This is a genomic window from Pseudomonas sp. NFIX49 (assembly GCF_900115915.1).
Classification (GTDB): domain Bacteria; phylum Pseudomonadota; class Gammaproteobacteria; order Pseudomonadales; family Pseudomonadaceae; genus Aquipseudomonas; species Aquipseudomonas pharyngis.
Window position 1 is genome coordinate 467,173 of record NZ_FOYE01000001.1, and the last position, 25,080, is coordinate 492,252.

The following is a 25,080-nucleotide window of genomic DNA, read 5'->3' on the forward strand; positions in this document are numbered from 1 at the left end:
ATTTTTTATTGATGGAAAAGCTTAGCCTGCTATCGGAAATCAAGGATTGTTTATATCGGCGGTTGGTGAGGGAAAACCGCCGATTTCTTGCAATATCCGCTTACCAATTAACGATTTATGTCGCGGGCTGCGGATCCGGTAGTGCCGACGCCGGAAGGCCGAACACCTTATCGAACAGCCAGTTGAACGCGAAGGTGTAGCAAGGGATGAACACGATCAGCGCCAGATCCAGCAAAAAGGCCTGCACCAGACTGATGTTCATCCACCACGCGATCAGCGGAATCAGAAACACGATCAGCGTCAGCTGGAAGCCGACGGCGTGGGCGATGCGCCGTTTCACCGTGCGGGTGCGCGACACCTGGCGGCTTTCCCAGCGCTCGAACAGCAAGGTGTAAATGAAATTCCAGGTCACGGCGATGCTGGTGATGATCACCGCCAGCGGGCCGGTGCTGCCGGGCGAGGTGCCGGACAACAAGGCCAGGCCCAGGGCGGAGAAGGTCATGCCGATCACTTCATAGAGCGACACATAGACCAGTTTGCGTTTGACGCCTTGCATGGGGAATTGCCTCTTTCTTGCGACTTGTGGCCAGTGGGGCTGGCGAAGGCGACGAAAGATAGCTTCAATGCAGGTGACAGAAAAAGTCAGTAGCTTTCAGTTTTATTGATAGGTGTGTGAAGTGAATTTCAACAGTGAAAGCATCGAACTGTTTCTCGCCGTGATTGAGCGCGGCTCGTTTTCCGCAGCGGCCAGGGCATTGGGCAAAGTCCCGTCGGCGGTGAGCATGGCCATCGGCAATCTGGAGGCCGAACTCGGTTACTCGTTGTTCGACCGCAGCCACCGCGAACCGCAACCGACGGCAATGGCGCTGTCGCTGGTGCCCCATGCGCGGCTGATCGCCGATCAGCTCAAGCAATTGCAGGTGCATGCGGTGCAGTTGTCGCTGGGGCTGGAGAGCAAGTTGTCGATAGGTGTGGCGGCGGATATCGACCGCCGACGTTTGCTGACAGCGATCAAGGACATCAGCGAGCGTCATCCGCTGCTCGACATTGAAGTGCTGACTGCACCGCAAGATGACGTGCTGGCGATGCTTCACAGTGGTCGAATCAGCGTGTGTCTGGCGTTCGCCGGGTTGAGCGTGAATGTGCTGGAGCGTTTTCAGTTCGTCGGCAGTGAACGGATGATCGCCACGCTGGCGGCGGACAGCCCTTTGTTGCAGGGGCAGGATCTGTTTCTCGAGGACTTGGTGCATGTGCGGCAGATCGTCGTCGGCAGTCGTGATTTGCCGATCAGCGAAACCCGGCCACTGGTGGCCGAATCCCACTGGCGCACCGACAACCTGGAAACGGCGCTGGAGATGGTCGAGGCAGGGTTGGGCTGGGGCAATTTTCCGCTGTCGGTGGTGCAGCCCTGGTTTGATAGCGGACGGCTGAAACGCCTGAATTTCCGCAACATCGAAAACGGCCTGGTGCTGCCGGTGCATGCGGTATGGCTCAAGAGCCAGCCGCTACAGAAGGGTGCGGCGGCATTGGTTGAAATACTCGGACGGTGATCGTTCCCACGCTCCGCGTGGGAATGCCTCAATGGACGCTCTGCGTCCGGCTCTGGAAGGGACGCGGAGCGTCCCGGGCTGCATTCCCACGCGGAGCGTGGGAACGATCAAACAGAAGGCTCAGAGCTCAGGTGCTCTCGCGGATTTTGAGTTCGAAGCCCATGTCTTCGACCGGCCGCGCCACGCTGTTGCCCGCCATCAATGTCAGCATCTGTTCCGCTGCACGCTTTCCGATCGCTTCGCGGGGCGTGTTGATGCTGCTCAGGCGCGGCACCATGTGCTCGGACATCGGCAAGTCGTTGAAACCGAGAATCGCCACCTGCTCTGGAATCTTGATCCCGTTGCGCAGCGCTTCGAGCAAGGCGCCCTGAGCCAGGTCGTCATTGCCGAAGAAGATCGCATCGACATCCGGATGCGCCGCCAGCAATTGCAGGAACAACTCGCCACCCAGACCTACGGACGATGAACGCGGGGTCAGCACTTCCAGATCCGGGTCGTAGCGCCCGGCCTTCTGCAACGCCTTGCGAAAGCCTTCACCGCGCAGCAGGGTGCGCTGATCGAGTTGCGCACCGATGTATGCCAAGCGCTTGCGGCCACGGGACAGCAAATGTTCGGCAGCCGTTTCGCCGGCGCTGAGCTGCGAGAAGCCGACGCAGTTCACCCCGGCGGCGCTGTCCAGTTCCATCATGTAGACGCAGGGAATGTTGCTGGCCTCGATCATCCGCCGCGAACTTTCGGTGCGGTCGAAACCGGTCAGCAGCAAACCGCGTGGCTGATAGGCCATGTAGTTGCGCAGCAGGTTTTCTTCTTCATCGCGGGAATAGTGGAAGTTGCCGATCAGCACTTCGAAGCCCTTCGGCGTGAGCACCCGATGAATGGCTTCCAGGGTGTCGATGAACAGCAGGTTGGACAGCGAAGGCACCAGAACCACCACCGAATGGCTCTGGGCCGAGGCCAGAGCGCGGGCGGCGGGGTTGACCACATAGTTGAGTTCCAGCGCGGCTTTCTGCACTTTTTCCACCAATTCGGTGGCGACCGTGCTGACCCCACGCAGGGCGCGGGAGGCGGTAATCGGGCTGACGCCGGCCAGGCGGGCGACTTCATTAAGGGTGGGACGGCCGGTGGTGCGGGTGTTTTTATCGTTTTTAGGGGTGGTCATCGGGCGGCTTGCCAAACAAAAATCAAGGCACTAAGGTAGCGCTGTCCTTATGCAGCTGCAAATGCGTAAGCGAGGTCCTGCCTGATCCTCGCTTTTTGGCGTACGGACAAAACCTGCTGCAACCCAAAAAAAACGACAAGAAGGCGTCGGCAACTTCTGCCTGTGCACTAGAGTCATAGCTAGCAAAGGTAGCGCTGTCTGCGCGCTGAGGTGTTACATGAATCATCCCATCACCGCCCTGGTCATCATGGGCGTTGCCGGTTGCGGCAAGACGTGCGTCAGCGAGGCCCTGTGCCAATTGAGCGGCGCCACTGCCATTGAAGGCGATACTTTCCATCCGGCCGCGAACATCGAAAAGATGAGCGCGGGGATCCCCCTGAACGACGAAGACCGTGCCGGCTGGCTCGACAGCCTGTGCGATGAACTGCGTCGCGTCGATGCCCTGGGCGAGCGCCCGGTGCTGACTTGCTCGGCCCTCAAGCACAGTTATCGCGAAGTGCTGCGCAGCGCCTTGCCGGGCCTGGGCTTCGTGTTCCTCGAATTGACGCCTGAAGTGGCCGCCGAACGTGTGTCCCACCGTCCGGGCCACTTCATGCCGGCCACCCTGATCGAAAGCCAGTTCGCCACTCTCGAGTCGCCCAAGGGCGAGCCGTTGACCCTGGCTCTGAATGCTTCGATCCACAGCGTTGAAGAACTGGCGGCGCAAGCCCACGTCTGGTGGCAGGCCCATGGCCTGAAACAGGCGGTATGAGTGTGATTGCGAAGATAGCGCTGTCCTTTCGACTTCTGATTAAACCGCTTTAATAACAACAACAAACCAGGAGACACCCCCAATGTTTGGCATGTCCCATGACGCCTACCTGCTGCTCGATGCAGTGGTCACGGTGATCGGACTCATCGTCCTGATCACCAAATTCAAGATTCACCCCTTCATTGCCCTGACCATCGCCGCCGCGTTCCTCGGCCTGACCTCCGGCATGCCGATCGGCACCATCATCAAGGCGTTCCAGGACGGCTTCGGTGGCGTGCTCGGTTTCGTCGGCATCATCCTCGCGCTGGGTACGATGCTCGGCAAGATGATGGCCGAGTCAGGCGGTGCCGATCAGATCGCCCAGACCCTGATCCGCGCGTTCGGCAAGGACAAGGTCCAGTGGGCGATGATGTTCGCGGCGTTCCTGGTGGGCATTCCGCTGTTCTTCGAAATCGGCTTCGTGTTGCTGATTCCGCTGGTGTTCATTGTGGCTCGCCGCACCGGTGTGTCGATCATCAAGATCGGCATCCCGCTGCTCGCCGGCCTGTCCGCCGTGCACGGTCTGGTGCCGCCGCACCCGGGCCCGCTGCTGGCCATCGGCGTGTTCGGTGCCGACATCGGCAAGACCATTCTGTACGGTCTGATCGTCGCGCTGCCGACCGCCATCATTGCCGGTCCGATCTTCGGTACGTTCATCGCCAAGCACATTCCCGGTACGCCAAATCAGGAACTGGTCGATCAACTGGCCCGTGAAAACGATTCGGCCAATCTGCCGAGCTTCAGCATCACCCTGGTCACCGTGCTGCTGCCGGTGTTCCTGATGCTGCTGAAAACCTTCGCTGACGTGGCGCTGCCGGACGGTCATTTCTTCCGCACCTGGATGGACATGATCGGTCACCCGATCTCGGCACTGTTGCTGGCATTGCTGCTGTCGCTGTACACCTTCGGTCACAAGCAGGGCATCGGTTCTCAGCAGATGCTCAAATGGCTGGATGCGAGCCTGGCGCCGACCGCGGCGATCATCCTGATCATCGGTGCCGGCGGCGGATTCAAGCAGATGCTGGTGACCAGCGGCGTGGGCGACGTGATCGGCCACATGGCGGTCAGCGCGCAGATCTCGCCGATCCTGCTGGCGTGGCTGGTGGCGGCGGTGATCCGCATCGCGACCGGTTCGGCCACCGTGGCGACCATTACTGGCGCGGGCATTGTGGTGCCGGTGGTAGGGATGATTCCGGGCGTGAACCGTGAGCTGCTGGTGCTGGCCACCGGTGCCGGCTCGCTGATCCTGTCCCACGTCAACGACGCCGGTTTCTGGCTGGTGAAGCAGTACTTCAACATGACCGTCGCCGAGACCTTCAAGACCTGGACCGCGATGGAAACCATCCTGTCGGTGGTGGGTTTGGGCTTTATTCTGTTGCTGTCGCTGTTCGTTTAACCTCGAACGCAAGACACAAAAAAACCGCAGCGATGCGGTTTTTTTGTGGGTGCAATTCGCGAGTGATCGTTCCCACGCTCCGCGTGGGAATGCCTCAATGGACGCTCTGCGTCCGCTTTCGGCAGGGACGCGGAGCGTCCCGGGCTGCATTCCCACGCGGAGCGTGGGAACGATCAGGTGGGGAGGAGGCAGTTACTTAGTGCCCAGGCCATCAGCCCGAAACATCCCGCGAATCCCGCGTACGGCCTGACGAATCCGATCCTGGTTTTCGATCAGCGCAAAGCGCACGTGATCGTCGCCGTACTCACCAAAACCGACACCCGGCGAGACGCAGACCTTGGCCTCGGCCAGCAGTTTCTTGGCGAATTCCAGCGAGCCGAGGTGCGCGTAGGCGTCGGGAATCTTCGCCCAGACGTACATCGAAGCTTTCGGGTTCTCGACCATCCAGCCCAGCTCATGCAGGCCTTTGACCAGCACATTGCGGCGCTGGCGATATTGCTCGGCGATGTCGCGCACGCATTGCTGATCGCCTTCCAGCGCAGCAATCGCGGCCACCTGCAGCGGGGTGAAGGTGCCGTAGTCGTGGTAGCTTTTGATCCGTGCCAGCGCGCTGACCAGTTCCGGATTGCCGACCATGAAACCGATCCGCCAGCCCGCCATGTTGTAGCTCTTGGACAGGGTGAAGAACTCCACCGCAATGTCCTTGGCGCCCGGCACCTGCATGATCGACGGGGCTTTCCAGCCGTCGTAGACGATGTCGGCGTAAGCCAGGTCGTGCACCACCAGCACGTCGTACTGTTTGGCGAGAGCAATCACCCGCTCGAAGAAATCCAGCTCCACGCACTGCGCGGTCGGGTTCGACGGGAAGCCGAGGATCATCATCTTCGGTTTCGGGATCGAGCCGCGAATCGCCCGTTCCAGCTCGGCGAAGAAATCCACGCCCGGCACCAGCGGCACCGACCGCACCTGGGCGCCGGCAATCACGGCACCGTAGATGTGAATCGGGTAGCTCGGGTTCGGCACCAGTACGGTGTCGCCCTGATCCAGGGTCGCCAGCATCAGGTGCGCCAGGCCTTCCTTGGAACCGATGGTGACGATGGCTTCGCTTTCCGGGTCGATCTCGACCTCGTAGCGTTCCTTGTACCAGTTGGAAATCGCCCGGCGCAGGCGCGGAATGCCCTTGGACGTGGAGTAACCGTGGGTGTCTTCGCGTTGTGCAACCTGCACCAGTTTTTCAACGATGTGCGGCGGCGTGGCGCCGTCGGGGTTGCCCATGCTCAAGTCGATGATGTCTTCGCCGCGACGTCGGGCAGCCATCTTCAGCTCGGCGGTGATGTTGAAAACGTAAGGGGGGAGTCGATCTATGCGCGCAAAGCGGCGCGGCGAACCTTGTTCAGCCATTGTTGCCTCGGATAACGTAAGCGCCCGGAACCGTCCGAGCGACGCTGGTCACTGCGGTGACCTGTGGCGGACGATAAGGGCAGCGATGGCAGACTGTCCAGCGCATTTGTAAACAAATTTTTCCCAAGGAAATCGGTTAATGGAATTCACCAGCGGCTTCTTGCTGAGCCTTTCGCTGTGCCTGGATATCGGCGTGGCCAACATCGCGATGATCACCCTGGCGATGCAGCGCGGCTATTTTCAGGGCTTCGCGCTGGGTCTCGGCACCTGCGTCGGCGACCTGATCTACGCGGTGCTGGCGCTGGCCGGAATGACCGTTCTGCTGCAATACGAAACCGTGCGCTGGGTGCTGTGGATCGGTGGTTCAGCGCTGTTGATCTACTTCGCGGCGAAGATGATCTATTCGGCGATCCACCACGAGGCGCAATTGGCGGCGACCGCCGAAGTCGGCCAGAACTCCCATCGCAAGGAATTCTTCCGTGGGATCTTTCTCGCCATGTCATCGCCGAGCGCCATCCTCTGGTTCGCGGCCGTGGGCGGCACGTTGATCGCCCGTTCCGGTGGCGGCGGTCCTTTGAGCTCGGCGCTGTTTCTCGGTGGTTTCCTGTGCGCCGGGCTGCTGTGGTCGGCGGGACTGTGTTTTGCCGCGAGCCATGGCGGCAAGTTGCTGGGCGACAAACTGCTGCGCTATTCCTACATGGCATCGGCAGCGATCTTCTGCTATTTCGCGGTCTACGTGATCGTATCCGGTTATAACGAGTTCGTCGGTTCCGGCGCCGCCGAGGCCCTGCATACGCTGTAAATGTGCGAATCGGGTTTGGCTTCTATACTCCCAGCCGAACCCACTTTTTTCGTTCAAGGAGTCGAGTCATGGATGAGCAAAAACGCGTCGAAGTGGCTGAACCTCGCTTCGAACATGGACACTTCCTGCTGATTGCAGGATTTCGCGATCGCTTCACCAAAGAGACCGTTCGGGACATCTCTGCACTGTGGGAAAAACTCATCCCGCACATCGGGCATATTCCGGGGCAGAAGAGCGAAGTGACTTACGGTGTCTGCAGCAATTTCGACGGTAATGGCGGTTTTGACTACATGGCCGGGGTCGAGATCAGCAAGCTCGATGAGTTTCCACAGGAAAAGTATCCGTGGATCGAAATCCTGCCACGCCAGTACGCGGTGTTCGAACACAAGGGTTCGCTGGATCAGCTGCCGCAGACCATTGACTACATCTACAACACCTGGCTGCCGAATTCCGAATACAAAGGGCTCAACGCCCCGGAGCTGGAACGCTACAGCGCCGATTTCAATCCAAAAACCAATACCGGCAAGCTGGAAATCTGCGTCCCGGTGGAAAAGAAAACCTGACGAATAACCGGCAGCGCGAACCCGCTTCGCGCTGCCGATCAGGCTTTATTTGCCCTTGATCCGTCGTGCCCGCAACAGGTCGATGCCCAGAGTAATAAAGCCGAAGAAGCTGATGCCCAACACCATCAACAAACCGATTTCCACGCTGCTCATAAACGGTTCCCCCCTCGGGTGATCAGAGACAGGCACCAGAAATAGACCGTCCCGAATCCGAAGAAAAGCGCTTATACGCAGGCTTTACGCCGCCCGTGCGGATCGATATGAACACCTTATTCCTTTATCCTTGGCGGCCTTGTTTCCTCTGATTTCGAGTCGCCATGAACGCCGTCATCCGCCACGTCACCGCCGCCGACCTGGACCGCTGCTACGCCATCGAAACCCTCGCCTATGAAGGCGACGAAGCCGCGACCCGCGAAAAGATCGCCACGCGCATCGCCACCTGGCCGGACGGTTTCATCGTCGCCGAAGTGGACGGGCAGGTAGCCGGCTTCATCAACTCCGGCGCGGCATTTGACGTGCAGATGTCCGACGAGGCGTTCAAGGAACTGATCGGCCACGACCCGGCGGGGCCGAACGTGGTGATCATGTCGGTGGTGGTGCACCCGGACTATCAGGGCCAGGGCCTGGCCAAGCGTCTGCTGGGCGAATTTATCGAACGCATGCGCGAGCAGGGCAAGGCGACGATTCATCTGATGTGCAAGGAGCGGCACATCCCGCTGTACGCCGGATTCGGTTTTGCCTACATCAAACCGTCCGAGTCCGACCACGGCGGGATGGCGTGGCACGAGATGATCCTGCCCCTCTGAAGAAGAACCCCTGACCTGATCGTTCCCACGCTCTGCGTGGGAATGCAGCCCGGGACGCTCCGCGTTCCTGCCGCACCACTGATGCAACGCCTGGCACCGTCGTGACGCAGAGCGTCAAAGTCTGCATTCCCACGCAGACGGTTCGACGCCTCGACGTGGGAACGATCGGTGGGCGGGGTCAGTAGAGGGTGTCACGTACTCTGGCCGGGGCCTCGCGATCATAGGCCTCGGCATCAAACTGCCCATCATTCAGACGCTTGTGAAACGCACCCGCCGTCGGCAGCGCCGAGCGCGGTAAGTGGGTTTGCGGATTCCACGCATCCGAACGCACGAATGCCTTGGAGCAATGAAAAAACGCCGCCTCCACCGTCACCAGCAACACCGTGCGCGCCGGTTTGCCGTTCACCGCGAAGCTATCCAGTAACTGCGGATCAGCGCTGATGGACGCGGTGCCGTTGACCCGCAACGTCTCGCCAATCCCCGGAATGATGAACAGCAGCGACACCCGCGGATCGTGCAGCACGTTGCGCAAGGTATCGATGCGGTTGTTGCCCGGGCGATCCGGCAGAGCCAGAGTGCGCTCGTCGATGATCCGCACAAACCCCGGCGTATCGCCGCGCGGAGAACCGTCGATGCCATCAGCGCCAACCGAGCTGACAATTACCAGCGGCGAAACCCGGACCATCGCCTGATAGTCCTCGTTGAGAAAGCCGATCTGCTTGCGCACCGCCCGTTCGTGGGGCAAGCCGTAGATGGCTTCCAGCGCTTCGATTGAATCGATCATCGTTGCTCCCTCGACGATTAGAAGAACAGCCCCATGCGCCGCTCGTAACCGATGCGGCCCTTGTACGCTTCGCCGCTGTCGACGAAGCCGTACTTGGCGTACAGCGCAATCGCAGCGTCATTGTCGGCGTCCACCGACAGTTCCAGCCCTTTGATCTCCGGCCAGGCCTGACGCGCAACTTCCGGCAACGCCAGCAGGCAAGCCTTGCCGTAACCCTTGCCCTGGGCGCGGTGATCGACCTGCAACGCATGCAGGGTGGCGCTGTGTTCATCGGCCCATTCCGGCAACACCGGCGGGCGTTTGAGCAGCAGGAAGGCCACTGGCACGTCTTCGGCCAGCAGCGCAAAACCCTTCACGCCGGGGCCGGGCTTCGACAGCAGGGTGTGCAACGCACCGTGGATGTCGCCGGAGAACTTGATCTGCTCGGCGTGGATTTCAATGGCCTCGACCTGTTGGCGTTGGGTGGCGTTCAGGCTTTCGTAAGGCACGAGTCGGGCTGACACGGGAATTTCCTTTTTCCTACAAAGATGAGCCTCGGATTCTAGCGAGTTTGTCTTCTCCGGAATTTTTTTGTTTCAACTGTCGATCCGGCAAATCGCCGAACGACTAAGGGTGTCTTCACAACAAAAACCAGGGAGAAACACCATGAGTACGCAAGCGCAGATTCAAAGCCTGATCGATACCTACCGCGAGGCGGTGATGACCAAGGACGTGGAAAAAGTCATGGCCCTGTACGCCGACGACATCGTTTCCTTCGATGCGATCAAGGCCCTGCAATTCAAGGGCAAGCCGGCCTACCGCGCGCACTGGGTGGATTGCATGGAAATGTGCCCCGGCCCGCACATTTTCGAGTTCCACGAAATCGCCATCGAGACCGCCGACAACATCGCCTTCGCCCACTGGGTCGCTAATTGCGGCGGGACCAATGAAAAGGGCGAAACCCAGAGTTGCTGGATGCGCGTCACCGCCTGTTACCGGCAGGTCGGCGGGGCGTGGAAGATCGCCCACGAACACTGGTCGGCACCGTTCGATCCGATGACCGGCGCGACCCTGTTCGATGCGAAACCCTGATCTTCAGCCATAGTTGATCCGTCCGATTCAGGAGAACGCCATGAAGTATTTATGCCTGGTCTACAGCGATGAGCGCCTGCTGCATTCATCGCCCGACAGCCCGGAAGATGCCGAGTGCTGGGCCTACGCCGAGTCGATTCAGGGCAGCGGCCGGATGGTCGCCGCCGAAGCGCTGGAGTCGGTGCAGACCGCCACCACGGTGCGCATGCGCAACGGCAAGCTGTCGATCACCGACGGCCCGTTCGCCGAGACCAAGGAGCAGTTGGCCGGTTTCTACCTGATCGACGCGCGGGACCTCAACGAAGCGATTCAGGTCGCCGGCAACATTCCGGCGGCCCGGGTCGGCAGCGTCGAAGTGCGTCCCGTGCGCCAGTTGAATGTCTGAAGTCAGGGCGCGGGTCGAGCAGGTCTATCGCGAAGACTCGCGGCGGATCCTCGCGACCCTGATCCGCCTGCTCGGCGATTTCGACCTCGCCGAAGAAGCCTTGCACGAGGCGTTCTTCGTCGCGGTCGAACGCTGGCAGCGTGACGGCGTGCCGGACAATCCGCGGACCTGGCTGGTCTCTACCGGGCGCTTCAAGGCCATTGACGTGTTGCGCCGTCGCGCGCGGTTCAAGGCCTCGCAGCCGTTATTGCTGGCGCAACTGGAAGAACTGGAGCAGTCCGAATGGGACGCCGAAGACGTGGAAGACGATCGCCTGCGCCTGATCTTCACCTGCTGCCACCCGGCGCTGGCGGCGGACGCGCAGGTGCCGCTGACCCTGCGTGAAGTCTGCGACCTCACCACCGAGGAAATCGCCCGCGCATTCCTCTCGGCCCCGGCGGCGATTGCCCAGCGCATCGTGCGGGCCAAGGCGAAGATTCGCGATGCGAAAATCCCTTATCAAGTTCCAGCCCTCAGCGAATTGCCCGAGCGCCTCGACAGCGTGTTGCGGGTGATTTATCTGGTGTTCAACGAAGGCTATTCGGCATCCGGCGGCGCCCAGGTGACCCGCGAAGACCTGACCCGCGAGGCGATCCGTCTCGGGCGGTTGCTGCTGGAGTTGTTGCCGGATCCGGAAGTCATGGGCTTGCTGGCGTTGATGTTGTTGCATGAATCGCGGCGTTCGGCGCGCTCTTCGCCTGATGGTGAACTGATTCTGCTGGATGATCAGGATCGCGGATTGTGGAATGCCGAGTTGATTGCCGAAGGCTGCGATCTGGTGGAGCGGGCGCTGAGCACCGGACGCTTCGGGCCGTACTGCCTGCAAGCGGCGATTGCGGCGGTGCATGCCGAAGCGCCAACCGCTGTGGAGACGGACTGGGCGCAGATCGTCGGGCTGTATGACGTGTTGCTGCGGGCGGTGCCGTCGCCGGTGATCGAGTTGAACCGGGCGGTAGCGGTGGCCAAGCGTGACGGGGCGCTGGCGGGGTTGACCCTGGTTGAGGGGATTTTGAGGCGCGGGGATTTGCAGGATTACCACTTGGCGCATTCGGCGCGGGCGGAGTTTTGTCGGCAGTTGGGGCGGGTTGAGGAGGCGCGGGCGGCTTACCGGCGAGCCTTGGAATTGACTCGGCAAGAGCCGGAGCGGCGGTTTATCGAGGGGCGGCTTTCGGCTTTGGACCGCTTGCCCTCACCCTAGCCCTCTCCCAGAGGTAGAGGGGACCGATCCGGGGATATTGGGGATATACGCCGACCTGAACGGTTCGCTGTGAATCCATAATCGACCAGATCTTTCAGGTCGATGTATGACGTAAGACACCTCGGTCAGTCCCCTCTCCCTCCGGGAGAGGGTTAGGGTGAGGGCGCTTTTGATTTTGCCTTTCGCCTTTAGCTTTTAGGCCTGCTGCCGAGTCGCAGCCATCACAATCTCCCGAATACAAACCCCCTGCGGCTGCCCATACGCATAAGCAATCGCCGTCGCCACATCCTCAGCACTCAACACCGTGCCACCCATGTCCTGCTTCCAGGCCTGATACCCGGTCTTGATCGCCTCATCCGTGGTGTGGCTCAGCAACTCGGTCTCCACCGCACCCGGCGCAATCGTGGTCACCCGCACGTTATGCGGCGACAGCTCTTCACGCAGATTCTCCGACAGCCCATGCACCGCAAACTTGGTCCCGACATAGGCCACATGGTTGGGGAAGGTCTTGCGCCCGGCCACCGAGCTGACGTTGATGATGGTGCCATGCTTGCGCTCGATCATCCCGGCCACCACCGCGTGCACGCCGTTGAGCAGGCCCTTCACGTTGACGTCGAGCATCTGGTCCCACTGCGCCGGATCCTGTTTGCTCATCTCGCCCAGCAGCATCACCCCGGCGTTGTTGATCAGTGCATCGGCCGGGCCAAATTGCGCTTCGGCCTCGGCAACGGCGGCCAGCAAAGCGCCGCGGTCAGTGATGTCGACGCGGCGGCTGAGGGTGTTCGGCAGGGCCAGTGCTTCGAGGCGTTCGATGCGCCGGGCCAGCAACAGCAGCGGATGGCCGGCAGCGCTCAAGCGGCGGGCGGTGGCTTCGCCGATGCCCGAGCTGGCGCCGGTGATGATGATCAAGGGCTTGCTCATGGTTGAACTCCTGAGATAAGAAAAACAAATAACCAGATTCGTGACGCAGTATATTTAGCCCGCTGGAGGCTGAAAAATGCCTTATTCCTCTGTCTGCTATCGGAATTTCCTATGGATATCCGCCATCTCAAAGCCTTCCTCGCGGTGTTCGAGGAACGCAACATCACCGCTGCCGCGCAACGGCTGTTCATCAGTCAGCCCACGTTGTCGGTGACCATCAAACAGCTGGAAGAGGAGCTCGGCGCAACGCTGTTTGTGCGTCAGCCTCGTGGTGTGGACGTCAGCGACGAAGCGCGACTGCTGTACCCGCAGGCACGCCGGATGGTGGCCGAATCCGAGGCGCTGAGCCGGATGTTTCGCGGCCGCGAAAATCGCGCACCGCTGACCCTCGGCATCGAGGGCGACATCGCCGCCAGCCACATCGAAGCCTTCGTGCGGATGGCTCATCAGGCGATGCCCAATCTGCTGCTGACCCTGGAGGAGGGCTGTCATGGCGACGGTCGGTTGGCGGTCGAGGAAATGTGCTGCGAGGACGAACTGTTCCTGCCGCTGTGGGAAGAGTCCTATGTGATGGCGCTGCCTCTCGATCATCCGATGGCAAACGCGCAAGCAGGCTGGGCGCCGATCGAGGACTGGATCACCTGCCCACAGCATCCTTCACATCAGCGGTTGATGGCGCTGTACGGACGCTCGCCGGAAGCGGTGGCGGGACATGCCGGTTCACTGCAACAGGCGTTGCACATGGTGGCGGCGGGTGTCGGCGTGGCGATGTTGCCGCAGTCGCTGGTGAGCGGGCACGAGCGCATCGTCGTGCGCGCGCTGCACCTGCCGGCGCCGACCCGGCGGGTGGGATTGTGTTACGCGGCGCAGGCGCTGGAGTTGCCGACGATGCGCGGGTTGCACGAGTATTTTCAGGTGAACCGCCCGGCAGCGATCGAGGCGGCCTGAGCTACTCCAGCATCTTGCTCAGCAACCAGCTCCCCGCCGGCCCCGGCGGGTACAGCCGCGACCACAGGGCATCGACGAACACCGGTTTCGGCCAGCCACGCACCTTCAGTTCCACCAGCAAGTCATTGCCGAAACGCTCCACCAGCCAGCGCGGCAGCGGCGCCCAGCCGAAGCCTTTCTCGGCCATTTCCAGCAACATCAGATAACTCGGCGCCGACCACACCCGGCCTTTGCCGCGACTGTCATAGGGATTGACGATGGTCGCCAGGCGCAGCTCGCGATGCTGTTCAAGGATCGTTTGATCGATGGATTCCTGTGTCGCCAACGGATGGCCGCGCCCCACGAACAAGGCGATTTCCGTACGCTCGGCGACGGTCGCGCTCGCCAGATCCGGTGGGTAGTTGTCCTGCATCTCGGCGAACGCCAGGTGCGCCCGCCCGCGCTGCACCAGTTCGATCAAGTCATCGCATTCGGCGATCAGGCATTCAAGCTCCAGGTCCGGATAACGTTGTTCGAAGCCCACCAGTGCCGCTTCGAAACGGTCGGACTGATAAGTGTCGGAAATCGCCACCGTCAGTTTCGGCTCGACGCCCTGAGCCAATTGCCGGGCGGTCATTTCCAGGCGGCTGGTGGCCGCCAGAATCGCCTCGGCCCGTTGCAGCATCACGTGCCCGGCCGGGGTCAGCGTCGGTTTGCGGCTGCTGCGGTCGAACAGCACCAGATCCAGATCAATCTCCAGACTCGCCACCGCCGCACTCACGGTCGACTGACTGCGCCCGAGCTTGCGCGCTGCCGCTGAAAACGAGCCTTGAGTCGCCGCCTGGACAAACGCCAGCAACACTTCCTGAGAAGCCATGAACTATCGCCTTGATCGATGGTTATTGGTTATGAAGTATCGGTGTGGTGCTGGATCGTGGCAACCATCTTCACAGAGGACTTCGGCCATGACTGCCAACAAATCCATCACTGAACGTATCTTCCAGGCCATCGGTTTCGAATTGCTGGCGATCCTGATCTGTACCCCGTTGCTGGCGTGGATCATGGGTAAACCGCTGGTGGAAATGGGCGCCGTCACCATCGCCATCGCGTTGCTGGCCCTGGGCTGGAACGTGGTGTTCAACGGCTTCTTCGACCGGATGCTCAAACGCTGGAACATCGCCCACAACGCCTGGGTGCGGGTGGCGCACGCGCTGCTGTTCGAGGGCGGGTTGATCGTGATGGGCGTGCCGCTGATTGCCTGGTGGCTGTCGGTCAGCCTGTGGCAGGCGTTCCTGCTCGACATCGGCGTGCTGCTGTTCTTCCTGCCATACACCTACGTTTATCACTGGGGTTATGACGTGGTGCGCGAACGGCTGGTGATGCGCAGCGTTTGCCAGAGCTGAAAACAAAAAATCGCCGCCTGTGAGGGCTGCGATTTTTTTTGTCCGGACTTTGTGCAGGTTTAGAGAAACATCCCGCCCGACGCTTCAATCCGCTGACCGTTGATCCACTGCGCTCCCGGCGACAGCAGCAGCGCCAGCGCACCGCCAATGTCATCCGGCTGCCCGGCACGGCCCAGTGCGGTGTTACTGGCGACCATCGCGTTCAGCCCCGAATTGTCGCGCACCGCGCCGCCGCCGAAGTCGGTTTCGATGGCGCCCGGTGCCAGGATATTCACCGCGATCTGCCGCGCCCCCAGCTCCTTGGCCTGATAACGGGTCAGCACTTCCATCGCGCCTTTCATCGCAGCGTAAGCGGCATAACCCGGCAGGGTGAAACGCGCCAGACCGCTGGAGATGTTGATGATCCGCCCGCCATCGTTGATCAGCGGCAGCAGTTGCTGAGTCAGGAAGAACGGCCCTTTCAACTGCACGTTCATCAGCAGGTCGAACTGCTCCGGCGTGGTGTCGGCGAACGACGCATGCACACCAATCCCGGCGTTGTTGATCAGGAAATCGAAGCGCGGACGCTCCAGCTGTTGCAGCGCCTGCTCGACTCGCACAGCGAAATCGGCAAAGCCTTCGCTGCGGCCGACATCCAGTTGCAGCATCACGGCGTTGGCGCCGAGTGTTTGCAGTTCCTGCACCAGCGCCTGGGCTTCATCGGCGCGGCTGTTGTAGGTGCCGATGATGTCCACGCCTTGCGCGGCGAGGTGCAGGGCGGCGTTCTTGCCCAGGCCACGGCTGGCACCGGTGATCAATGCGATTTTGCGGTTCATGGGTTTTCCTCGATGGCGGTGACGGTTGATGGGGCAAAGTTTATTTATCCGCCATGAGGTGATAAACAGACTGAAACCGGAATCACTGGTCGAACTGTCCGAACAATCAATGGGTGGCCCATGAACAAACTGGAACTGCTGCGCACCTTCGTCCGGGTCAGCGAATTGTCGAGTTTTACGATGGCGGGGGAGAGTCTCGGGCTGCCGCGCTCGACGGTGTCCGAGCAGGTGCAGGCGCTGGAAAGCCTGCTCGGCACGCGCCTGCTGCAACGCACCACGCGCAAGGTCCAGGCGACTCAGGACGGCCTCGCGCTGTATGAGCGGAGCAAGGATCTGCTGTCGCACATGGACGAAATCGAAAACCTGTTCCGTCAGGACGAAGCGTCGCTGACCGGGCGGATCCGGATTGACATGCCGAACATTCTGGCGCGGCGGCTGATCATGCCGAAGTTGCCGGAATTCATGGCCCGTCATCCGAACCTGGAACTGGAAATCAGCAGCACCGATCGTCGGGTCGACCTGCTCGCCGAAGGTTTTGATTGCGTGCTGCGCATCGGCGCGCAGCCCGATCAATCGGTGGTGGCGCGGCATCTGGGGGATTTCAGCATGATCAACTGCGCCAGCCCCGCGTATCTCGAGCGTTACGGCGTGCCGCAGACTCTGGAAGACTTGGCGCAGCATCGGCTGGTGCACTACGTCGGTGTGCTGGGTTCGCGTTCGGAAGGGTTTGTCTACGAGCAGGACGGACAGGTCCACCGAGTGCCGATGGCCGGCAGTGTGACGGTCAACAGCACCGATGCCTACGAGTCGGCATGCCTTGGGGGCTTCGGTCTGATTCAGGTGCCGCGTACCGGGATGAACACCTATCTGGATACCGGTGAGGTGGTGACGGTGTTGCCGCAATACACCGCGCCGGCGATGGGCATATCACTGTTGTACGCGAGGCAGCGGCATCTGCCATTGCGGGTGCGGGTGTTCATGGACTGGCTGGGGGATTTGATTCGTTCGACGCTCTGATTCCTGCCGCAAATCCCTGTGGGAGCAAGGGCTCTCACAGGGATTTGGGGTGGATCAGAAAATCTGGGTAAACAGCCAATACAGGCTGCCCGACAACAGAATCGCCGCCGGCAACGTCAGTACCCACGCCATCAGCAGATTGCGGATGGTCTTCATCTGCAAACCGCCACCGTTGGCGACCATGGTCCCGGCCACACCGGACGAAAGCACATGAGTGGTCGACACCGGCAGACCGAACATGTCGGCAGCGCCGATGGTCAGCATCGCCACGGTTTCCGCCGAGGCGCCCTGGGCGTAGGTCAGATGGGTCTTGCCGATCTTCTCGCCGACCGTGACCACGATCCGCTTCCAGCCGACCATGGTGCCCAGCCCCAAGGCAATCGCCACGGCGATCTTCACCCACAGCGGAATGAACCGCGTGGCGTTGTCGATCTGCTGTTTGAACAGTTGCAGCTTGCCGCTGGTGTCGGCGTCGAAGCTGCCGACATTGTTCTTGTCCATCAGGCGAATGGTTTCGCTGGCCAGGTACATGTCGTTACGCACGTTGCCCATGGCCTCGGCCGGGACTTTCGCCAGCGAGCCGTAGCCTTTGACTTCTTCACCGATGTGCCCGGTCAGGACGGCGAGGGCGGGGATCAGTTGCGGCGTGGCTTCCTTGCTTCGCACGTAGTCGGAGAGCACGGCGCGTGGATCGGCCGGTGCCGGCAGTGGCGCACTTTTCACCAGCGCTTGCTGGGTCACTTGAGCGACAGCGGCGAATTGCAGCGATTGTTCTTCCGGCATGGTGCGGTTCAGTGCATAAGCCATCGGCAGGGTGCCGACCAGAATCAGCATGATCAGGCCCATGCCTTTCTGGCCGTCGTTGGAGCCGTGAGCGAAGGACACGCCAGTGCAGGTCAGGATCAGCAGACCACGAATCCACCACGGCGGCGGGGTGTTGCCTTCCGGTGCCTTGTACAGCGAACGGTTCTTCACGAACGCGCGCAGCGCCAGCAGCAACAGCGCTGCGCAACCGAAACCCACCAGCGGCGACAGCAGTAGCGCGTAACCGATCTTGGTCGCCTGGGCCCAGTCCACACCGCTGGTGCCGTCGCGACCATGCATCAACGCGTTGGCCACGCCGACGCCGATGATCGAACCGATCAGCGTGTGCGATGAAGAAGCCGGCAGGCCCAGCCACCAGGTGCCGAGGTTCCACAGGATCGCCGCGATCAGCAGGGCGAAGATCATCGCGAAACCGGCGGACGAGCCGACTTGCAGAATCAACTCTACTGGCAGCAGCGCAATGATGCCGAATGCGACTGCACCGCTGGACAGCAGCACGCCGAGGAAGTTGAAGAATCCCGACCACACCACGGCCACATTCGGCGGCAGAGAGTGGGTGTAGATCACCGTGGCCACGGCGTTGGCGGTGTCGTGGAAGCCGTTGACGAACTCGAAGCCCAGTGCAATCAACAGCGCTACGCCGAGCAGCAGGAATGGGGTCCAGGTGGTGACCACCGTGCCGAGTTCGTGCATGTCGTGCATCAGGCTGTAGGCGGTGAACAGCATTCCCATGGCCAGCACGGCGAAGAACACCACGTAAGTGAAGGGGCCGGTTTTTTTGTCGAGCGCCGGCCTGCCACTGGCAGCGGAGGCCGGGCTGGCGGTCAGGGAGGGAGTAGCCATGGGCGGACAATCCTGAGCGGGGGAAGGAGTGTTGCCCATGATCGTTGCTAAATATTACAGAGAGGCTGCGACAGATCAGTGTTTGGCGGATTAGCCGCGCCGCTGGTCTTCTGACTGAAGACGGTGATCGTTCCCACGCTCTGCGTGGGAATGCATAAGGTGACGCTCCGCGTCACAGGGACGCGGAGCGTCCCGGGCGGCATTCCCACGCAGAGCGTGGGAACGAGCGTGCGACTGTAGCGGCGCTGAAGAAAGGTCAGTAATCCCGGCGCTTGCGAAACGCCCAGCGCCCGGCAATCACGGTGAACGTCGCCACCAGCGCCACCAGAATCCAGAACCCTTCCGGATCGGTGGCCAGCGGCACGCCGCCAACGTTCATGCCGAAGAAACCGGCAATGATGTTGATCGGCAGCGCCAGCACCGTGACCACGGTCAGAGTGAACAGCGTGCGGTTGCTCTGTTCGTTGAGGTTGGCGGCGATCTCTTCCTGCAACAGCTTGATTCGCTCGCCCAGAGCCGTGAGGTCGTTGATGATCAGCGCGAACTCCTCGGTGGATTTGCGCAGCTCCTTCACGTCTTCCTTCTGCAACCAGGGCGGCGGCCGGTTGAGCAGGCGCAGCAGCGAACCCGGTTCCAGCGCCAGCAGCCGTTGCAGGCGCACCAGCACTCGCCGGTTGGCGCCGAGTTCGGCGCGGTTGGTCGACAGTCGCGAGGACAGCAATTCGTCTTCGACCTGATCGACACTCATGCTGGTCTTGCGCACGATCTGGGTCAGCACTTCGCCCTGGTCGCGCAGCAGGTGCACCAACAGTTCCGACGGCGAACGAAAGCACTCGCCGGCCTTCACCGAAGAACGCAGCTTGTCCACCGAGTGCAGCGGTTGCAGACGCGCACTGACAATCAGTTTGCTGCGCACGCAGACCCACAGCGTCGACACGTCCGACGACACCATGCTGCTGAGGTTGAACACCACATCGTTGACCACCGCCAGCAACGCCGAATCGACATGCTCGATGCGGGTCGAACGCGAACCTTCGTGCAGCGCTTCGAAAAATTCCTCGGGCAATTGCAGATGGCTTTTCATCCAGCGCTCGCACGCGGCGTGGGCCAGGTTCAGGTGCAGCCAGAGAAACTCATCGCTGTCGCTATCGTCTTGCAGGCAGCGCAGGGCGGTGGCCGAATCCACCTCGCGCCCGCGTTCGCCGGGGCGAAACCGAAAGCCGTAAAGCAGGCCGAACAGGTCAGGGTCACGATGACTGATATCGAGGCTGTGGTTCATGAAGGCTCGCTGCGAGGAGGCGTCTGTCGCGGGATTTGCAGATTCACCTGAGCCGCATCATCGCAATGTCACATGACGCTTGTGTGACGGCAGGGTGACGTGAAATCTGACCGGCCAGGGACTGTGTACCGGTTCGGATACCGAGTCGGTACACAGTCGATCTCAATTCGTGCAGGCCGCCGCCGATGCCCGGTTATCTATCACCGGCATTGGAGATTCCCCATGGTCAGCATCACGTCTGTTTCGATCAATCAGACCGTCACCACGCCCACCAGCAAAACCTCGATTGCCGACACCGGTGACGACACCTCGACCACCGCGGCGGCCAGCACCGGCGTGAAAGCCGACACCAGCAAAGTCACGGCGGGCGGTGGTGCGGCGCCGGCGGGCGACAGCAGTTCCAGCAGCGATGAATCGGATACGGTGAAGGAACTGCGCAAGCAGATCGCCGAGTTGCAGAAGCAGTTGCAGGAAGAGCAGCAGGCGTTGCAAGCGGCTCAGGCCAAGCAGGAAAGTCAGGACGCCAAGGCTGCGGATGTCGCGGCTGCGCAATCGCAGATCGCGACGACGTCGGCTTCGTTGCAGACGGCGACGGCGGCGTTGTTGGCGGCTTTGCAGGATTCGGACAGCGGTACTTCCGGTTCGTTGGTCAGTACGACCGCGTGAAGCCTTTTCCCCTCATCGGAACGCCGCCCGCCTAGCCCTCTCCCAAAGGGAGAGGGGACTGACGGAGTTGAATGTTCGAGTTACACCGACCTGACAGTTCTGAGTCGAACTCAGGTTTGAACAGCATGAAGATCGGCTCCCTTTCCCCCTCGCCCCCTTGGGGGCGGTCCGACGTTTCGGGAGGGCTGGGGTGAGGGGATGGTTCTCACAGGCGAAACCGGAGTTTCGTCAAACGCCAGACACAAAAAAGCCGCACAACCCAAAAGTCGTGCGGCTTTGTCTTATCAGCCAATCAAGTGTCTTGCTTGTTGCTCAGCACCTTGCCGGTGGTCGCATCGAAGTCCACATCGAACTCCTTGCCATCAGCAGCACGCAGTTCAACTTCATACTCATAACCATTGAAGTGGTTATCCAGATCCGTGTCGGTAATGGTCGCGCCCGGATGCAGTTTCAGCGCTTCTGCGTTCATCGACTCCAGCGATTTGATCTTGCCGGACTTGACCAGCTCAGGGATCTGGTCAACGCGAACGTCAGCCTGAGCCAGGCCAGCGGTGAGGGTCAGGGCGGCAGCGGTAAACAGGGCAGTCAGGGTTTTCATCGGTTATTCCTTTGGGTGATTCGTTTAAGTGAGTTCAGGTTAATCACCGCAACTTAATTCACCCTTAAAACGCAGCGAGCAGGCCGGACTCCCCGAGGGAGCGAGCCTGCTCGCGATACTGACGCCCGAATTTGCAGATCAGAAGCCGTTGTTCTTCAACACCTGATCCACACTGGCGGCGGCCGGGCGTTTGTAGAACTTCAGCAGCTCGCTGGCGCGGTTGGTGAAGATACCGTCGACGCCAGAGGCCATGACTTTTTCGAAGTCCACCGGCTCATCCACGGTGTAGACGTGCACCAGCAGGCCCTGATCGTGGGTGTATTTGTTCATCCATGGCTGCACCAGATCCGAATAGCTCTGATCGCCGCCGTGGGTCAGCTTCGCCGAAGGGCCGGTGCCGATTGCACCCTGTGCCTTGGCGTAGTCGATCCACTGCTTGAACTCGGCTTCGGATTTCGGCTCTTGCTTGCCGTAGAACGCGTTCTTGTCCTTCTCGCCGGATTCGGCAAAGGTCACTTTGGATTTCGGCTCGATGCTGCCTTCGCCGACCCACAGCAACAGGATTTTCGGCACCTGCGGCATTTCCTTCTGCAGCATTTCCAGGCTGCTCTTCTCGAACGTTTGCAGGATCACCTTGCCGTTGCTCTCGCCGACGCTGGCGACGTTTTTAGCCTGTTTGGCGCCGGCCGGTATCAGCCAGCCGCGGGCCTGGAGTTTTTCCTTCAGGTCATGTTCGATCCCCGGGAACAGCTTCGGCTCCTTGGTTTCGATGTACAGACCCGGCTTGTGCTTCGGGTTGGCCTGGGCGATGTCGATGATTTCATCGAGGGTCAGAATCTTCAGGCCGACGTAGGACGGGCGGGCGCGATCCGGGTACTTGGCGTTGTACCAACTGCCGGCGTCGAGGGTTTTCAGTTCGGCCATGGTGAAGGCATTGGCCGGGCTGTCCTTGCGCTCCGGGAACTTGGTCGCGACGTCGGTGGTGCGCTGCAGGTTGTCGTCGTGCAGGGCGAACAGCACGCCGTCCTTGCTGCGCTGCAAGTCCATTTCCAGGTAATCGGCGCCCAGGTCGCGGGCCAGTTTGTAGGACGCAGCGGTGGATTCCGGGGCATCGAAGGACGCGCCACGGTGGGCGATCACCGCCGGGTGCGGAATGCCCTCGGAGGCAGCGAGCGCAACCGGGGTTGGCTGGCCGGCGGCGTGGGCCTGACCGAGGCCGAGCATCAGGCTCAGCAGCAGTGCGCTTTTGGTGAACGTGGCGGGCATGTCGAGGTCCTTTCGCAGGTATTTTCGAAGATGTACCTTTTAGCAACTCAAACGAAAACGTGCTATCGCGAGACCGACATAAACGTACTGAAAGCGAAAATTTGCGCACTTTTGTGCGTTCGTTTGCAGTACGCTTGTGCACGGCAACCGCCCCGGCAGAGGGCGCGCCACGCATTGCCCTGCGTGTAGACCATCGATCCTTTTCGTGAGGTTTACCATGCGCATCACATCGCAACTCATCTGCCAGGCCGCCGACGACCTCAAGGGCTTCGTCGGCCTCAACCGCAAGACCGGCCAGTACATCGTGCGCTTCAGTGAGGACTCGTTCGGCATGGACGTGGCCGATGACGGCATCATTCCGTGCAGCGAATTCGTCTGGGCACCCACCACCGAACAGACCATGACCCTCAAGCGCGAACTGATCCAGTTGCTGCTGGACCAGAACATCGATGACCGGATCAACATTACCGAGCCGTTGCGCGTTTATATGAGTAAACGCGAAGTGCCGGAGATTGAGGCGGTGCGTAGTCTGGTGAAGGGCTGAGATGCTTCGGTGAATCATTTGCCGCCATCGCCAGCCTGCTGACGATGGCGCAATATTCATTTCCCGAACCGATACTCCCGCTCCACCCGACACACCCGCGTATGAAACGCCGAATACCACTCGGCCCGTCCACGCGCCTGAATCACCCGGTGCTCCGGATGCTCGCGCCACGCCAGAATTGCCGCCTCACTCTCCCAGTACGAAACCGTAATCCCCGCCCCGTCCGCGCCCCGGATCGAATCGATGCCGAGAAAACCCGGTTGCTCGGCAACCAATTGCATCATGCGCTCGGAGGCCTCGGCATAGCCGTTGTCGCCCTCGGTGCGGGTCGACGTGAAGATCACGGCGAAACACTCAGTGTCCGGTTTCATCGACAGTGCTCCGAGCAGGCTTCGACAAACGCCCGCACCAGCGGTGGCAAGTTCCCCTTGAGCGCCGCACGTTCCGGCTGGAACAGCGTGGCGACAAAGAACACATGGTTTTTCAGTTCGATGGCGCGCAGATCGCCTGCCGAATCGTGACCCACGGCGTGTAGTTCATGGGTCAGCAACTCCCGTTCGAACTGCGGATTCACACCGTAGCGGCAGCGATAACCTTCGCGAATTACCGACGTTTCGTACGCCCTGGCGATCAACGAACCGGGCACCAGATGAATGCTGTCCACTGCTTCCACCAGCGAGCAGGTCAGCGGTGTGAGCACTGCGCGGCTCGAGTCAGGCGAAGTTTCGCCATGCTCGGCGTCGGCCCAGCCCAGCACGTTGCGGGAAAACTCCAGCACCGCATGCTGAAAACCGCCGCAGGTGCCGAGGAAAGGGCGCTGCTGCTCGCGGGCAAAGCGGATGACCCGCAGGGCGCCGTCTTCACTTTTATAGGGGCTGGCCGGCACACACCAGAAACCGTCGAATGGTTCCAGCGGCGTCTCGGGCAGGATTCGGTCGGTGGCCAACCATTCGAATTCGACCGGACGGCGAAGGTGTTCCGCCGCCAGTCCAAGGGCGACCGGGATGGCCTGGTGGGCGGTGACTTGCGGATCGTAATCACCAATCAGGGCGATGCGCAGGGCTCTGGATTCCATGAGGACTCGCTGTGCTTGTTGAGGGATGACGCTCACTATAGATTGGCGTTCACGCACTCTAAATTGGCGTTTGCCCAAGTGATCAATGCAGCCGCGCAATACCAACTGGATTTCCCGGATCTGGCCCTGATTCTCGCCTTAGTGCGCGGCGGCTCTCTGGCCCGGGCCGCGCAGTTGTTGAAGGTCGATGTGTCGACGGTGTTTCGCGCCGTGCGCCGACTGGAAGCATCACTCGGCCAGCAACTGTTCGAAAAAAGCCGCGCCGGTTACCTGCCCACCAGCCTCGCGCAGACCCTGGCCGAGCAGGCCGAACGCGCCGAGCAAGCTTTGGAAGCGGCGCGAATCGGCGTGGAGCAGGGCGGTGAAGTGGTCAGCGGTACGGTGCGCCTGACCTGTACCGATTCGGTGTTGCAAGGTCTGCTGCTGCCGGCGCTGGCGCAGTTCATGCCGAACTATCCGGCGCTGACCATCGAGCTGAGCACCTCAAACGATTTCGCCAACCTCAGCCGCCGCGATGCCGACATCGCCCTGCGCCTGACGCGTACACCGCCGGAGCATCTGGTCGGACGTGAGCTGGCGAAGATTTCCTACCGTGTCTGCGCCAGTCAGCGTTATCTACAAAAGGTTGAAGCGACCGATCTGGCGGCACTGACCTGGATCGCCCCGGACGACTTTTTGCCTGATCACCCGACCGTCGCCTGGCGCCGTCAGCAGTTGCCCGGTGTGACGCCGAGCTATCGCTGCAACAGCATGTTGTCGGTGACGGAACTGGTCCGCGCCGGACTGGGCGTGGCGGCGTTGCCGGACTTTCTGATCGATGATGGTCTTCAAGCCCTGAGCGAACCCTTGCACGGTTACGACACCGCGCTGTGGCTGCTCACCCGCCCGGACTGCCGCGCATTGCGCTCGGTGGTCACGCTGTTCGATGAACTGGGGCGGGCGCTGCGGTTGCCGTGA

General features: G+C 61.1%; 29 protein-coding genes. 15 read left to right on the forward strand and 14 right to left on the reverse strand.

Annotated elements, in window-relative coordinates; all coding sequences use genetic code 11:
- Nucleotides 1–115: 115 nt before the first annotated feature.
- Entirely contained in the window at nt 116–556 is a 441-nt protein-coding gene (locus BMZ46_RS02110) for a PACE efflux transporter (RefSeq protein WP_074688277.1), read from the reverse strand.
- 121 nt (nt 557–677) lie between these two features.
- Here BMZ46_RS02110 and BMZ46_RS02115 point away from each other — a divergent pair, with 121 nt between their 5' ends.
- Nucleotides 678–1,550: a LysR family transcriptional regulator gene (locus BMZ46_RS02115; RefSeq protein ID WP_074688276.1), complete on the forward strand. Its 873-nt coding sequence runs from the start codon at nt 678–680 to the stop codon at nt 1,548–1,550.
- Between the two features lie 127 nt (nt 1,551–1,677).
- Here the strand turns inward: BMZ46_RS02115 and BMZ46_RS02120 are convergent, their stop codons facing one another.
- Nucleotides 1,678–2,709 carry an HTH-type transcriptional regulator GntR gene (locus BMZ46_RS02120; RefSeq protein WP_007951123.1) on the reverse strand — a complete coding sequence of 344 codons (1,032 nt, stop codon included), beginning with the start codon at nt 2,707–2,709 and terminating at the stop codon, nt 1,678–1,680.
- A 217-nt stretch (nt 2,710–2,926) separates the two neighbouring features.
- Between BMZ46_RS02120 and BMZ46_RS02125 the strand changes: the two genes are divergently transcribed.
- Nucleotides 2,927–3,460 carry a gluconokinase gene (locus tag BMZ46_RS02125; RefSeq protein WP_011335582.1) on the forward strand — a complete coding sequence of 178 codons (534 nt, stop codon included), beginning with the start codon at nt 2,927–2,929 and terminating at the stop codon, nt 3,458–3,460.
- Nucleotides 3,461–3,542: 82 nt separating this feature from the next.
- Complete coding sequence (locus BMZ46_RS02130; RefSeq protein WP_011335581.1) at nt 3,543–4,895, forward strand: GntP family permease; 1,353 nt, start codon at nt 3,543–3,545, stop codon at nt 4,893–4,895.
- A 192-nt stretch (nt 4,896–5,087) separates the two neighbouring features.
- On the opposite strand, the gene alaC is transcribed toward BMZ46_RS02130, so the two are convergent.
- A complete protein-coding gene (gene alaC, locus BMZ46_RS02135) occupies nt 5,088–6,296 on the reverse strand; it encodes an alanine transaminase (protein WP_074688274.1) in 1,209 nt (402 codons plus the stop codon).
- A 139-nt stretch (nt 6,297–6,435) separates the two neighbouring features.
- On the opposite strand from alaC, the gene BMZ46_RS02140 reads away from it, so the two are divergent.
- The 3 genes from BMZ46_RS02140 to BMZ46_RS02150 all read left to right on the forward strand — a co-directional run bounded on the left by BMZ46_RS02140 (nt 6,436) and on the right by BMZ46_RS02150 (nt 8,467).
- Nucleotides 6,436–7,098 carry a LysE family translocator gene (locus BMZ46_RS02140; protein ID WP_039766147.1) on the forward strand — a complete coding sequence of 221 codons (663 nt, stop codon included), beginning with the start codon at nt 6,436–6,438 and terminating at the stop codon, nt 7,096–7,098.
- A 68-nt stretch (nt 7,099–7,166) separates the two neighbouring features.
- Nucleotides 7,167–7,661 carry a GyrI-like domain-containing protein gene (locus BMZ46_RS02145; protein WP_039766149.1) on the forward strand — a complete coding sequence of 165 codons (495 nt, stop codon included), beginning with the start codon at nt 7,167–7,169 and terminating at the stop codon, nt 7,659–7,661.
- Between the two features lie 317 nt (nt 7,662–7,978).
- Complete coding sequence (locus BMZ46_RS02150) at nt 7,979–8,467, forward strand: GNAT family N-acetyltransferase (RefSeq protein WP_074688272.1); 489 nt, start codon at nt 7,979–7,981, stop codon at nt 8,465–8,467.
- A 178-nt stretch (nt 8,468–8,645) separates the two neighbouring features.
- Here the strand turns inward: BMZ46_RS02150 and BMZ46_RS02155 are convergent, their stop codons facing one another.
- Both BMZ46_RS02155 and BMZ46_RS02160 read right to left on the reverse strand, forming a co-directional pair.
- Nucleotides 8,646–9,251 (reverse strand): pyridoxamine 5'-phosphate oxidase family protein, encoded by a 606-nt coding sequence (locus BMZ46_RS02155; protein ID WP_074688270.1) that lies wholly within the window; start codon nt 9,249–9,251, stop codon nt 8,646–8,648.
- Nucleotides 9,252–9,268: 17 nt separating this feature from the next.
- Nucleotides 9,269–9,754 (reverse strand): GNAT family N-acetyltransferase, encoded by a 486-nt coding sequence (locus BMZ46_RS02160; protein WP_074688267.1) that lies wholly within the window; start codon nt 9,752–9,754, stop codon nt 9,269–9,271.
- Between the two features lie 142 nt (nt 9,755–9,896).
- On the opposite strand from BMZ46_RS02160, the gene BMZ46_RS02165 reads away from it, so the two are divergent.
- Genes BMZ46_RS02165 through BMZ46_RS02175 form a run of 3 tightly spaced genes read left to right on the forward strand, consistent with a single transcriptional unit; the run spans nt 9,897 to nt 11,944 of the window.
- Nucleotides 9,897–10,322, forward strand: coding sequence for a YybH family protein (locus BMZ46_RS02165; protein ID WP_039766156.1), 426 nt, complete (start codon nt 9,897–9,899; stop codon nt 10,320–10,322).
- A gap of 40 nt (nt 10,323–10,362) precedes the next feature.
- The gene (locus BMZ46_RS02170; protein WP_007951101.1) at nt 10,363–10,707 is read left to right on the forward strand and encodes a YciI family protein; all 345 of its coding nucleotides are present in this window, start codon (nt 10,363–10,365) and stop codon (nt 10,705–10,707) included.
- Nucleotides 10,700–11,944 carry an RNA polymerase sigma factor gene (locus tag BMZ46_RS02175; protein WP_074688265.1) on the forward strand — a complete coding sequence of 415 codons (1,245 nt, stop codon included), beginning with the start codon at nt 10,700–10,702 and terminating at the stop codon, nt 11,942–11,944. Before BMZ46_RS02170 ends, BMZ46_RS02175 begins: the two co-directional genes overlap by 8 nt.
- A gap of 195 nt (nt 11,945–12,139) precedes the next feature.
- Here the strand turns inward: BMZ46_RS02175 and BMZ46_RS02180 are convergent, their stop codons facing one another.
- A complete protein-coding gene (locus tag BMZ46_RS02180; protein ID WP_064598864.1) occupies nt 12,140–12,865 on the reverse strand; it encodes an SDR family oxidoreductase in 726 nt (241 codons plus the stop codon).
- Between the two features lie 111 nt (nt 12,866–12,976).
- On the opposite strand from BMZ46_RS02180, the gene BMZ46_RS02185 reads away from it, so the two are divergent.
- Nucleotides 12,977–13,813: a LysR family transcriptional regulator gene (locus BMZ46_RS02185; RefSeq protein ID WP_074688263.1), complete on the forward strand. Its 837-nt coding sequence runs from the start codon at nt 12,977–12,979 to the stop codon at nt 13,811–13,813.
- A 1-nt stretch (nt 13,814) separates the two neighbouring features.
- On the opposite strand, the gene BMZ46_RS02190 is transcribed toward BMZ46_RS02185, so the two are convergent.
- On the reverse strand, nt 13,815–14,669 hold the full coding sequence (locus tag BMZ46_RS02190) for a LysR family transcriptional regulator (protein WP_074688261.1): 855 nt from the start codon (nt 14,667–14,669) through the stop codon (nt 13,815–13,817).
- An 88-nt stretch (nt 14,670–14,757) separates the two neighbouring features.
- On the opposite strand from BMZ46_RS02190, the gene BMZ46_RS02195 reads away from it, so the two are divergent.
- On the forward strand, nt 14,758–15,195 hold the full coding sequence (locus tag BMZ46_RS02195; RefSeq protein WP_074688259.1) for a multidrug/biocide efflux PACE transporter: 438 nt from the start codon (nt 14,758–14,760) through the stop codon (nt 15,193–15,195).
- 59 nt (nt 15,196–15,254) lie between these two features.
- On the opposite strand, the gene BMZ46_RS02200 is transcribed toward BMZ46_RS02195, so the two are convergent.
- A complete protein-coding gene (locus BMZ46_RS02200; RefSeq protein ID WP_074688257.1) occupies nt 15,255–16,010 on the reverse strand; it encodes an SDR family NAD(P)-dependent oxidoreductase in 756 nt (251 codons plus the stop codon).
- A gap of 120 nt (nt 16,011–16,130) precedes the next feature.
- Between BMZ46_RS02200 and BMZ46_RS02205 the strand changes: the two genes are divergently transcribed.
- Entirely contained in the window at nt 16,131–17,027 is an 897-nt protein-coding gene (locus tag BMZ46_RS02205) for a LysR family transcriptional regulator (protein WP_039766172.1), read from the forward strand.
- A gap of 54 nt (nt 17,028–17,081) precedes the next feature.
- On the opposite strand, the gene BMZ46_RS02210 is transcribed toward BMZ46_RS02205, so the two are convergent.
- Nucleotides 17,082–18,695 (reverse strand): inorganic phosphate transporter, encoded by a 1,614-nt coding sequence (locus tag BMZ46_RS02210; RefSeq protein WP_074688255.1) that lies wholly within the window; start codon nt 18,693–18,695, stop codon nt 17,082–17,084.
- 256 nt (nt 18,696–18,951) lie between these two features.
- Entirely contained in the window at nt 18,952–19,974 is a 1,023-nt protein-coding gene (locus BMZ46_RS02215; protein WP_074688253.1) for a transporter, read from the reverse strand.
- A gap of 222 nt (nt 19,975–20,196) precedes the next feature.
- Between BMZ46_RS02215 and BMZ46_RS02220 the strand changes: the two genes are divergently transcribed.
- The gene (locus tag BMZ46_RS02220; protein ID WP_074688251.1) at nt 20,197–20,640 is read left to right on the forward strand and encodes a hypothetical protein; all 444 of its coding nucleotides are present in this window, start codon (nt 20,197–20,199) and stop codon (nt 20,638–20,640) included.
- A 292-nt stretch (nt 20,641–20,932) separates the two neighbouring features.
- Here the strand turns inward: BMZ46_RS02220 and BMZ46_RS02225 are convergent, their stop codons facing one another.
- Nucleotides 20,933–21,238 (reverse strand): PepSY domain-containing protein, encoded by a 306-nt coding sequence (locus BMZ46_RS02225; RefSeq protein WP_074688249.1) that lies wholly within the window; start codon nt 21,236–21,238, stop codon nt 20,933–20,935.
- A 138-nt stretch (nt 21,239–21,376) separates the two neighbouring features.
- The gene (locus tag BMZ46_RS02230) at nt 21,377–22,504 is read right to left on the reverse strand and encodes a glycerophosphodiester phosphodiesterase (protein WP_074688247.1); all 1,128 of its coding nucleotides are present in this window, start codon (nt 22,502–22,504) and stop codon (nt 21,377–21,379) included.
- 217 nt (nt 22,505–22,721) lie between these two features.
- On the opposite strand from BMZ46_RS02230, the gene BMZ46_RS02235 reads away from it, so the two are divergent.
- Nucleotides 22,722–23,048 (forward strand): DUF2025 family protein, encoded by a 327-nt coding sequence (locus tag BMZ46_RS02235; RefSeq protein ID WP_039773311.1) that lies wholly within the window; start codon nt 22,722–22,724, stop codon nt 23,046–23,048.
- 56 nt (nt 23,049–23,104) lie between these two features.
- Here BMZ46_RS02235 and BMZ46_RS02240 read toward each other — a convergent pair whose 3' ends face one another.
- Together BMZ46_RS02240 and BMZ46_RS02245 are read right to left on the reverse strand one after the other, a co-directional pair.
- Nucleotides 23,105–23,419 carry an antibiotic biosynthesis monooxygenase family protein gene (locus tag BMZ46_RS02240; protein WP_074688245.1) on the reverse strand — a complete coding sequence of 105 codons (315 nt, stop codon included), beginning with the start codon at nt 23,417–23,419 and terminating at the stop codon, nt 23,105–23,107.
- On the reverse strand, nt 23,416–24,123 hold the full coding sequence (locus BMZ46_RS02245) for a CTP synthase C-terminal region-related (seleno)protein (protein ID WP_074688243.1): 708 nt from the start codon (nt 24,121–24,123) through the stop codon (nt 23,416–23,418). Before BMZ46_RS02245 ends, BMZ46_RS02240 begins: the two co-directional genes overlap by 4 nt.
- Before the next feature lie 42 nt (nt 24,124–24,165).
- Between BMZ46_RS02245 and BMZ46_RS02250 the strand changes: the two genes are divergently transcribed.
- A complete protein-coding gene (locus tag BMZ46_RS02250; RefSeq protein WP_371855242.1) occupies nt 24,166–25,080 on the forward strand; it encodes a LysR family transcriptional regulator in 915 nt (304 codons plus the stop codon).

Excerpts from the sequence above, each read along its gene's own strand:
- BMZ46_RS02145 (WP_039766149.1), top strand. The coding sequence starts at position 7,167 with ATGGATGAGCAAAAACGCGTCGAAGTGGCTGAACCTCGCTTCGAACAT.
- BMZ46_RS02245 (WP_074688243.1), bottom strand. The coding sequence starts at position 24,123 with ATGGAATCCAGAGCCCTGCGCATCGCCCTGATTGGTGATTACGATCCG.
- BMZ46_RS02130 (WP_011335581.1), top strand. The coding sequence starts at position 3,543 with ATGTTTGGCATGTCCCATGACGCCTACCTGCTGCTCGATGCAGTGGTC.
- BMZ46_RS02195 (WP_074688259.1), top strand. The coding sequence starts at position 14,758 with ATGACTGCCAACAAATCCATCACTGAACGTATCTTCCAGGCCATCGGT.
- BMZ46_RS02165 (WP_039766156.1), top strand. The coding sequence starts at position 9,897 with ATGAGTACGCAAGCGCAGATTCAAAGCCTGATCGATACCTACCGCGAG.
- BMZ46_RS02190 (WP_074688261.1), bottom strand. The coding sequence starts at position 14,669 with ATGGCTTCTCAGGAAGTGTTGCTGGCGTTTGTCCAGGCGGCGACTCAA.
- BMZ46_RS02230 (WP_074688247.1), bottom strand. The coding sequence starts at position 22,504 with ATGCCCGCCACGTTCACCAAAAGCGCACTGCTGCTGAGCCTGATGCTC.
- BMZ46_RS02155 (WP_074688270.1), bottom strand. The coding sequence starts at position 9,251 with ATGATCGATTCAATCGAAGCGCTGGAAGCCATCTACGGCTTGCCCCAC.
- BMZ46_RS02185 (WP_074688263.1), top strand. The coding sequence starts at position 12,977 with ATGGATATCCGCCATCTCAAAGCCTTCCTCGCGGTGTTCGAGGAACGC.
- BMZ46_RS02205 (WP_039766172.1), top strand. The coding sequence starts at position 16,131 with ATGAACAAACTGGAACTGCTGCGCACCTTCGTCCGGGTCAGCGAATTG.
- BMZ46_RS02110 (WP_074688277.1), bottom strand. The coding sequence starts at position 556 with ATGCAAGGCGTCAAACGCAAACTGGTCTATGTGTCGCTCTATGAAGTG.
- BMZ46_RS02175 (WP_074688265.1), top strand. The coding sequence starts at position 10,700 with ATGTCTGAAGTCAGGGCGCGGGTCGAGCAGGTCTATCGCGAAGACTCG.
- BMZ46_RS02215 (WP_074688253.1), bottom strand. The coding sequence starts at position 19,974 with ATGAACCACAGCCTCGATATCAGTCATCGTGACCCTGACCTGTTCGGC.
- BMZ46_RS02170 (WP_007951101.1), top strand. The coding sequence starts at position 10,363 with ATGAAGTATTTATGCCTGGTCTACAGCGATGAGCGCCTGCTGCATTCA.
- BMZ46_RS02210 (WP_074688255.1), bottom strand. The coding sequence starts at position 18,695 with ATGGCTACTCCCTCCCTGACCGCCAGCCCGGCCTCCGCTGCCAGTGGC.
- alaC (WP_074688274.1), bottom strand. The coding sequence starts at position 6,296 with ATGGCTGAACAAGGTTCGCCGCGCCGCTTTGCGCGCATAGATCGACTC.
- BMZ46_RS02180 (WP_064598864.1), bottom strand. The coding sequence starts at position 12,865 with ATGAGCAAGCCCTTGATCATCATCACCGGCGCCAGCTCGGGCATCGGC.
- BMZ46_RS02225 (WP_074688249.1), bottom strand. The coding sequence starts at position 21,238 with ATGAAAACCCTGACTGCCCTGTTTACCGCTGCCGCCCTGACCCTCACC.
- BMZ46_RS02240 (WP_074688245.1), bottom strand. The coding sequence starts at position 23,419 with ATGAAACCGGACACTGAGTGTTTCGCCGTGATCTTCACGTCGACCCGC.
- BMZ46_RS02125 (WP_011335582.1), top strand. The coding sequence starts at position 2,927 with ATGAATCATCCCATCACCGCCCTGGTCATCATGGGCGTTGCCGGTTGC.
- BMZ46_RS02150 (WP_074688272.1), top strand. The coding sequence starts at position 7,979 with ATGAACGCCGTCATCCGCCACGTCACCGCCGCCGACCTGGACCGCTGC.
- BMZ46_RS02220 (WP_074688251.1), top strand. The coding sequence starts at position 20,197 with ATGGTCAGCATCACGTCTGTTTCGATCAATCAGACCGTCACCACGCCC.
- BMZ46_RS02200 (WP_074688257.1), bottom strand. The coding sequence starts at position 16,010 with ATGAACCGCAAAATCGCATTGATCACCGGTGCCAGCCGTGGCCTGGGC.
- BMZ46_RS02120 (WP_007951123.1), bottom strand. The coding sequence starts at position 2,709 with ATGACCACCCCTAAAAACGATAAAAACACCCGCACCACCGGCCGTCCC.
- BMZ46_RS02140 (WP_039766147.1), top strand. The coding sequence starts at position 6,436 with ATGGAATTCACCAGCGGCTTCTTGCTGAGCCTTTCGCTGTGCCTGGAT.
- BMZ46_RS02235 (WP_039773311.1), top strand. The coding sequence starts at position 22,722 with ATGCGCATCACATCGCAACTCATCTGCCAGGCCGCCGACGACCTCAAG.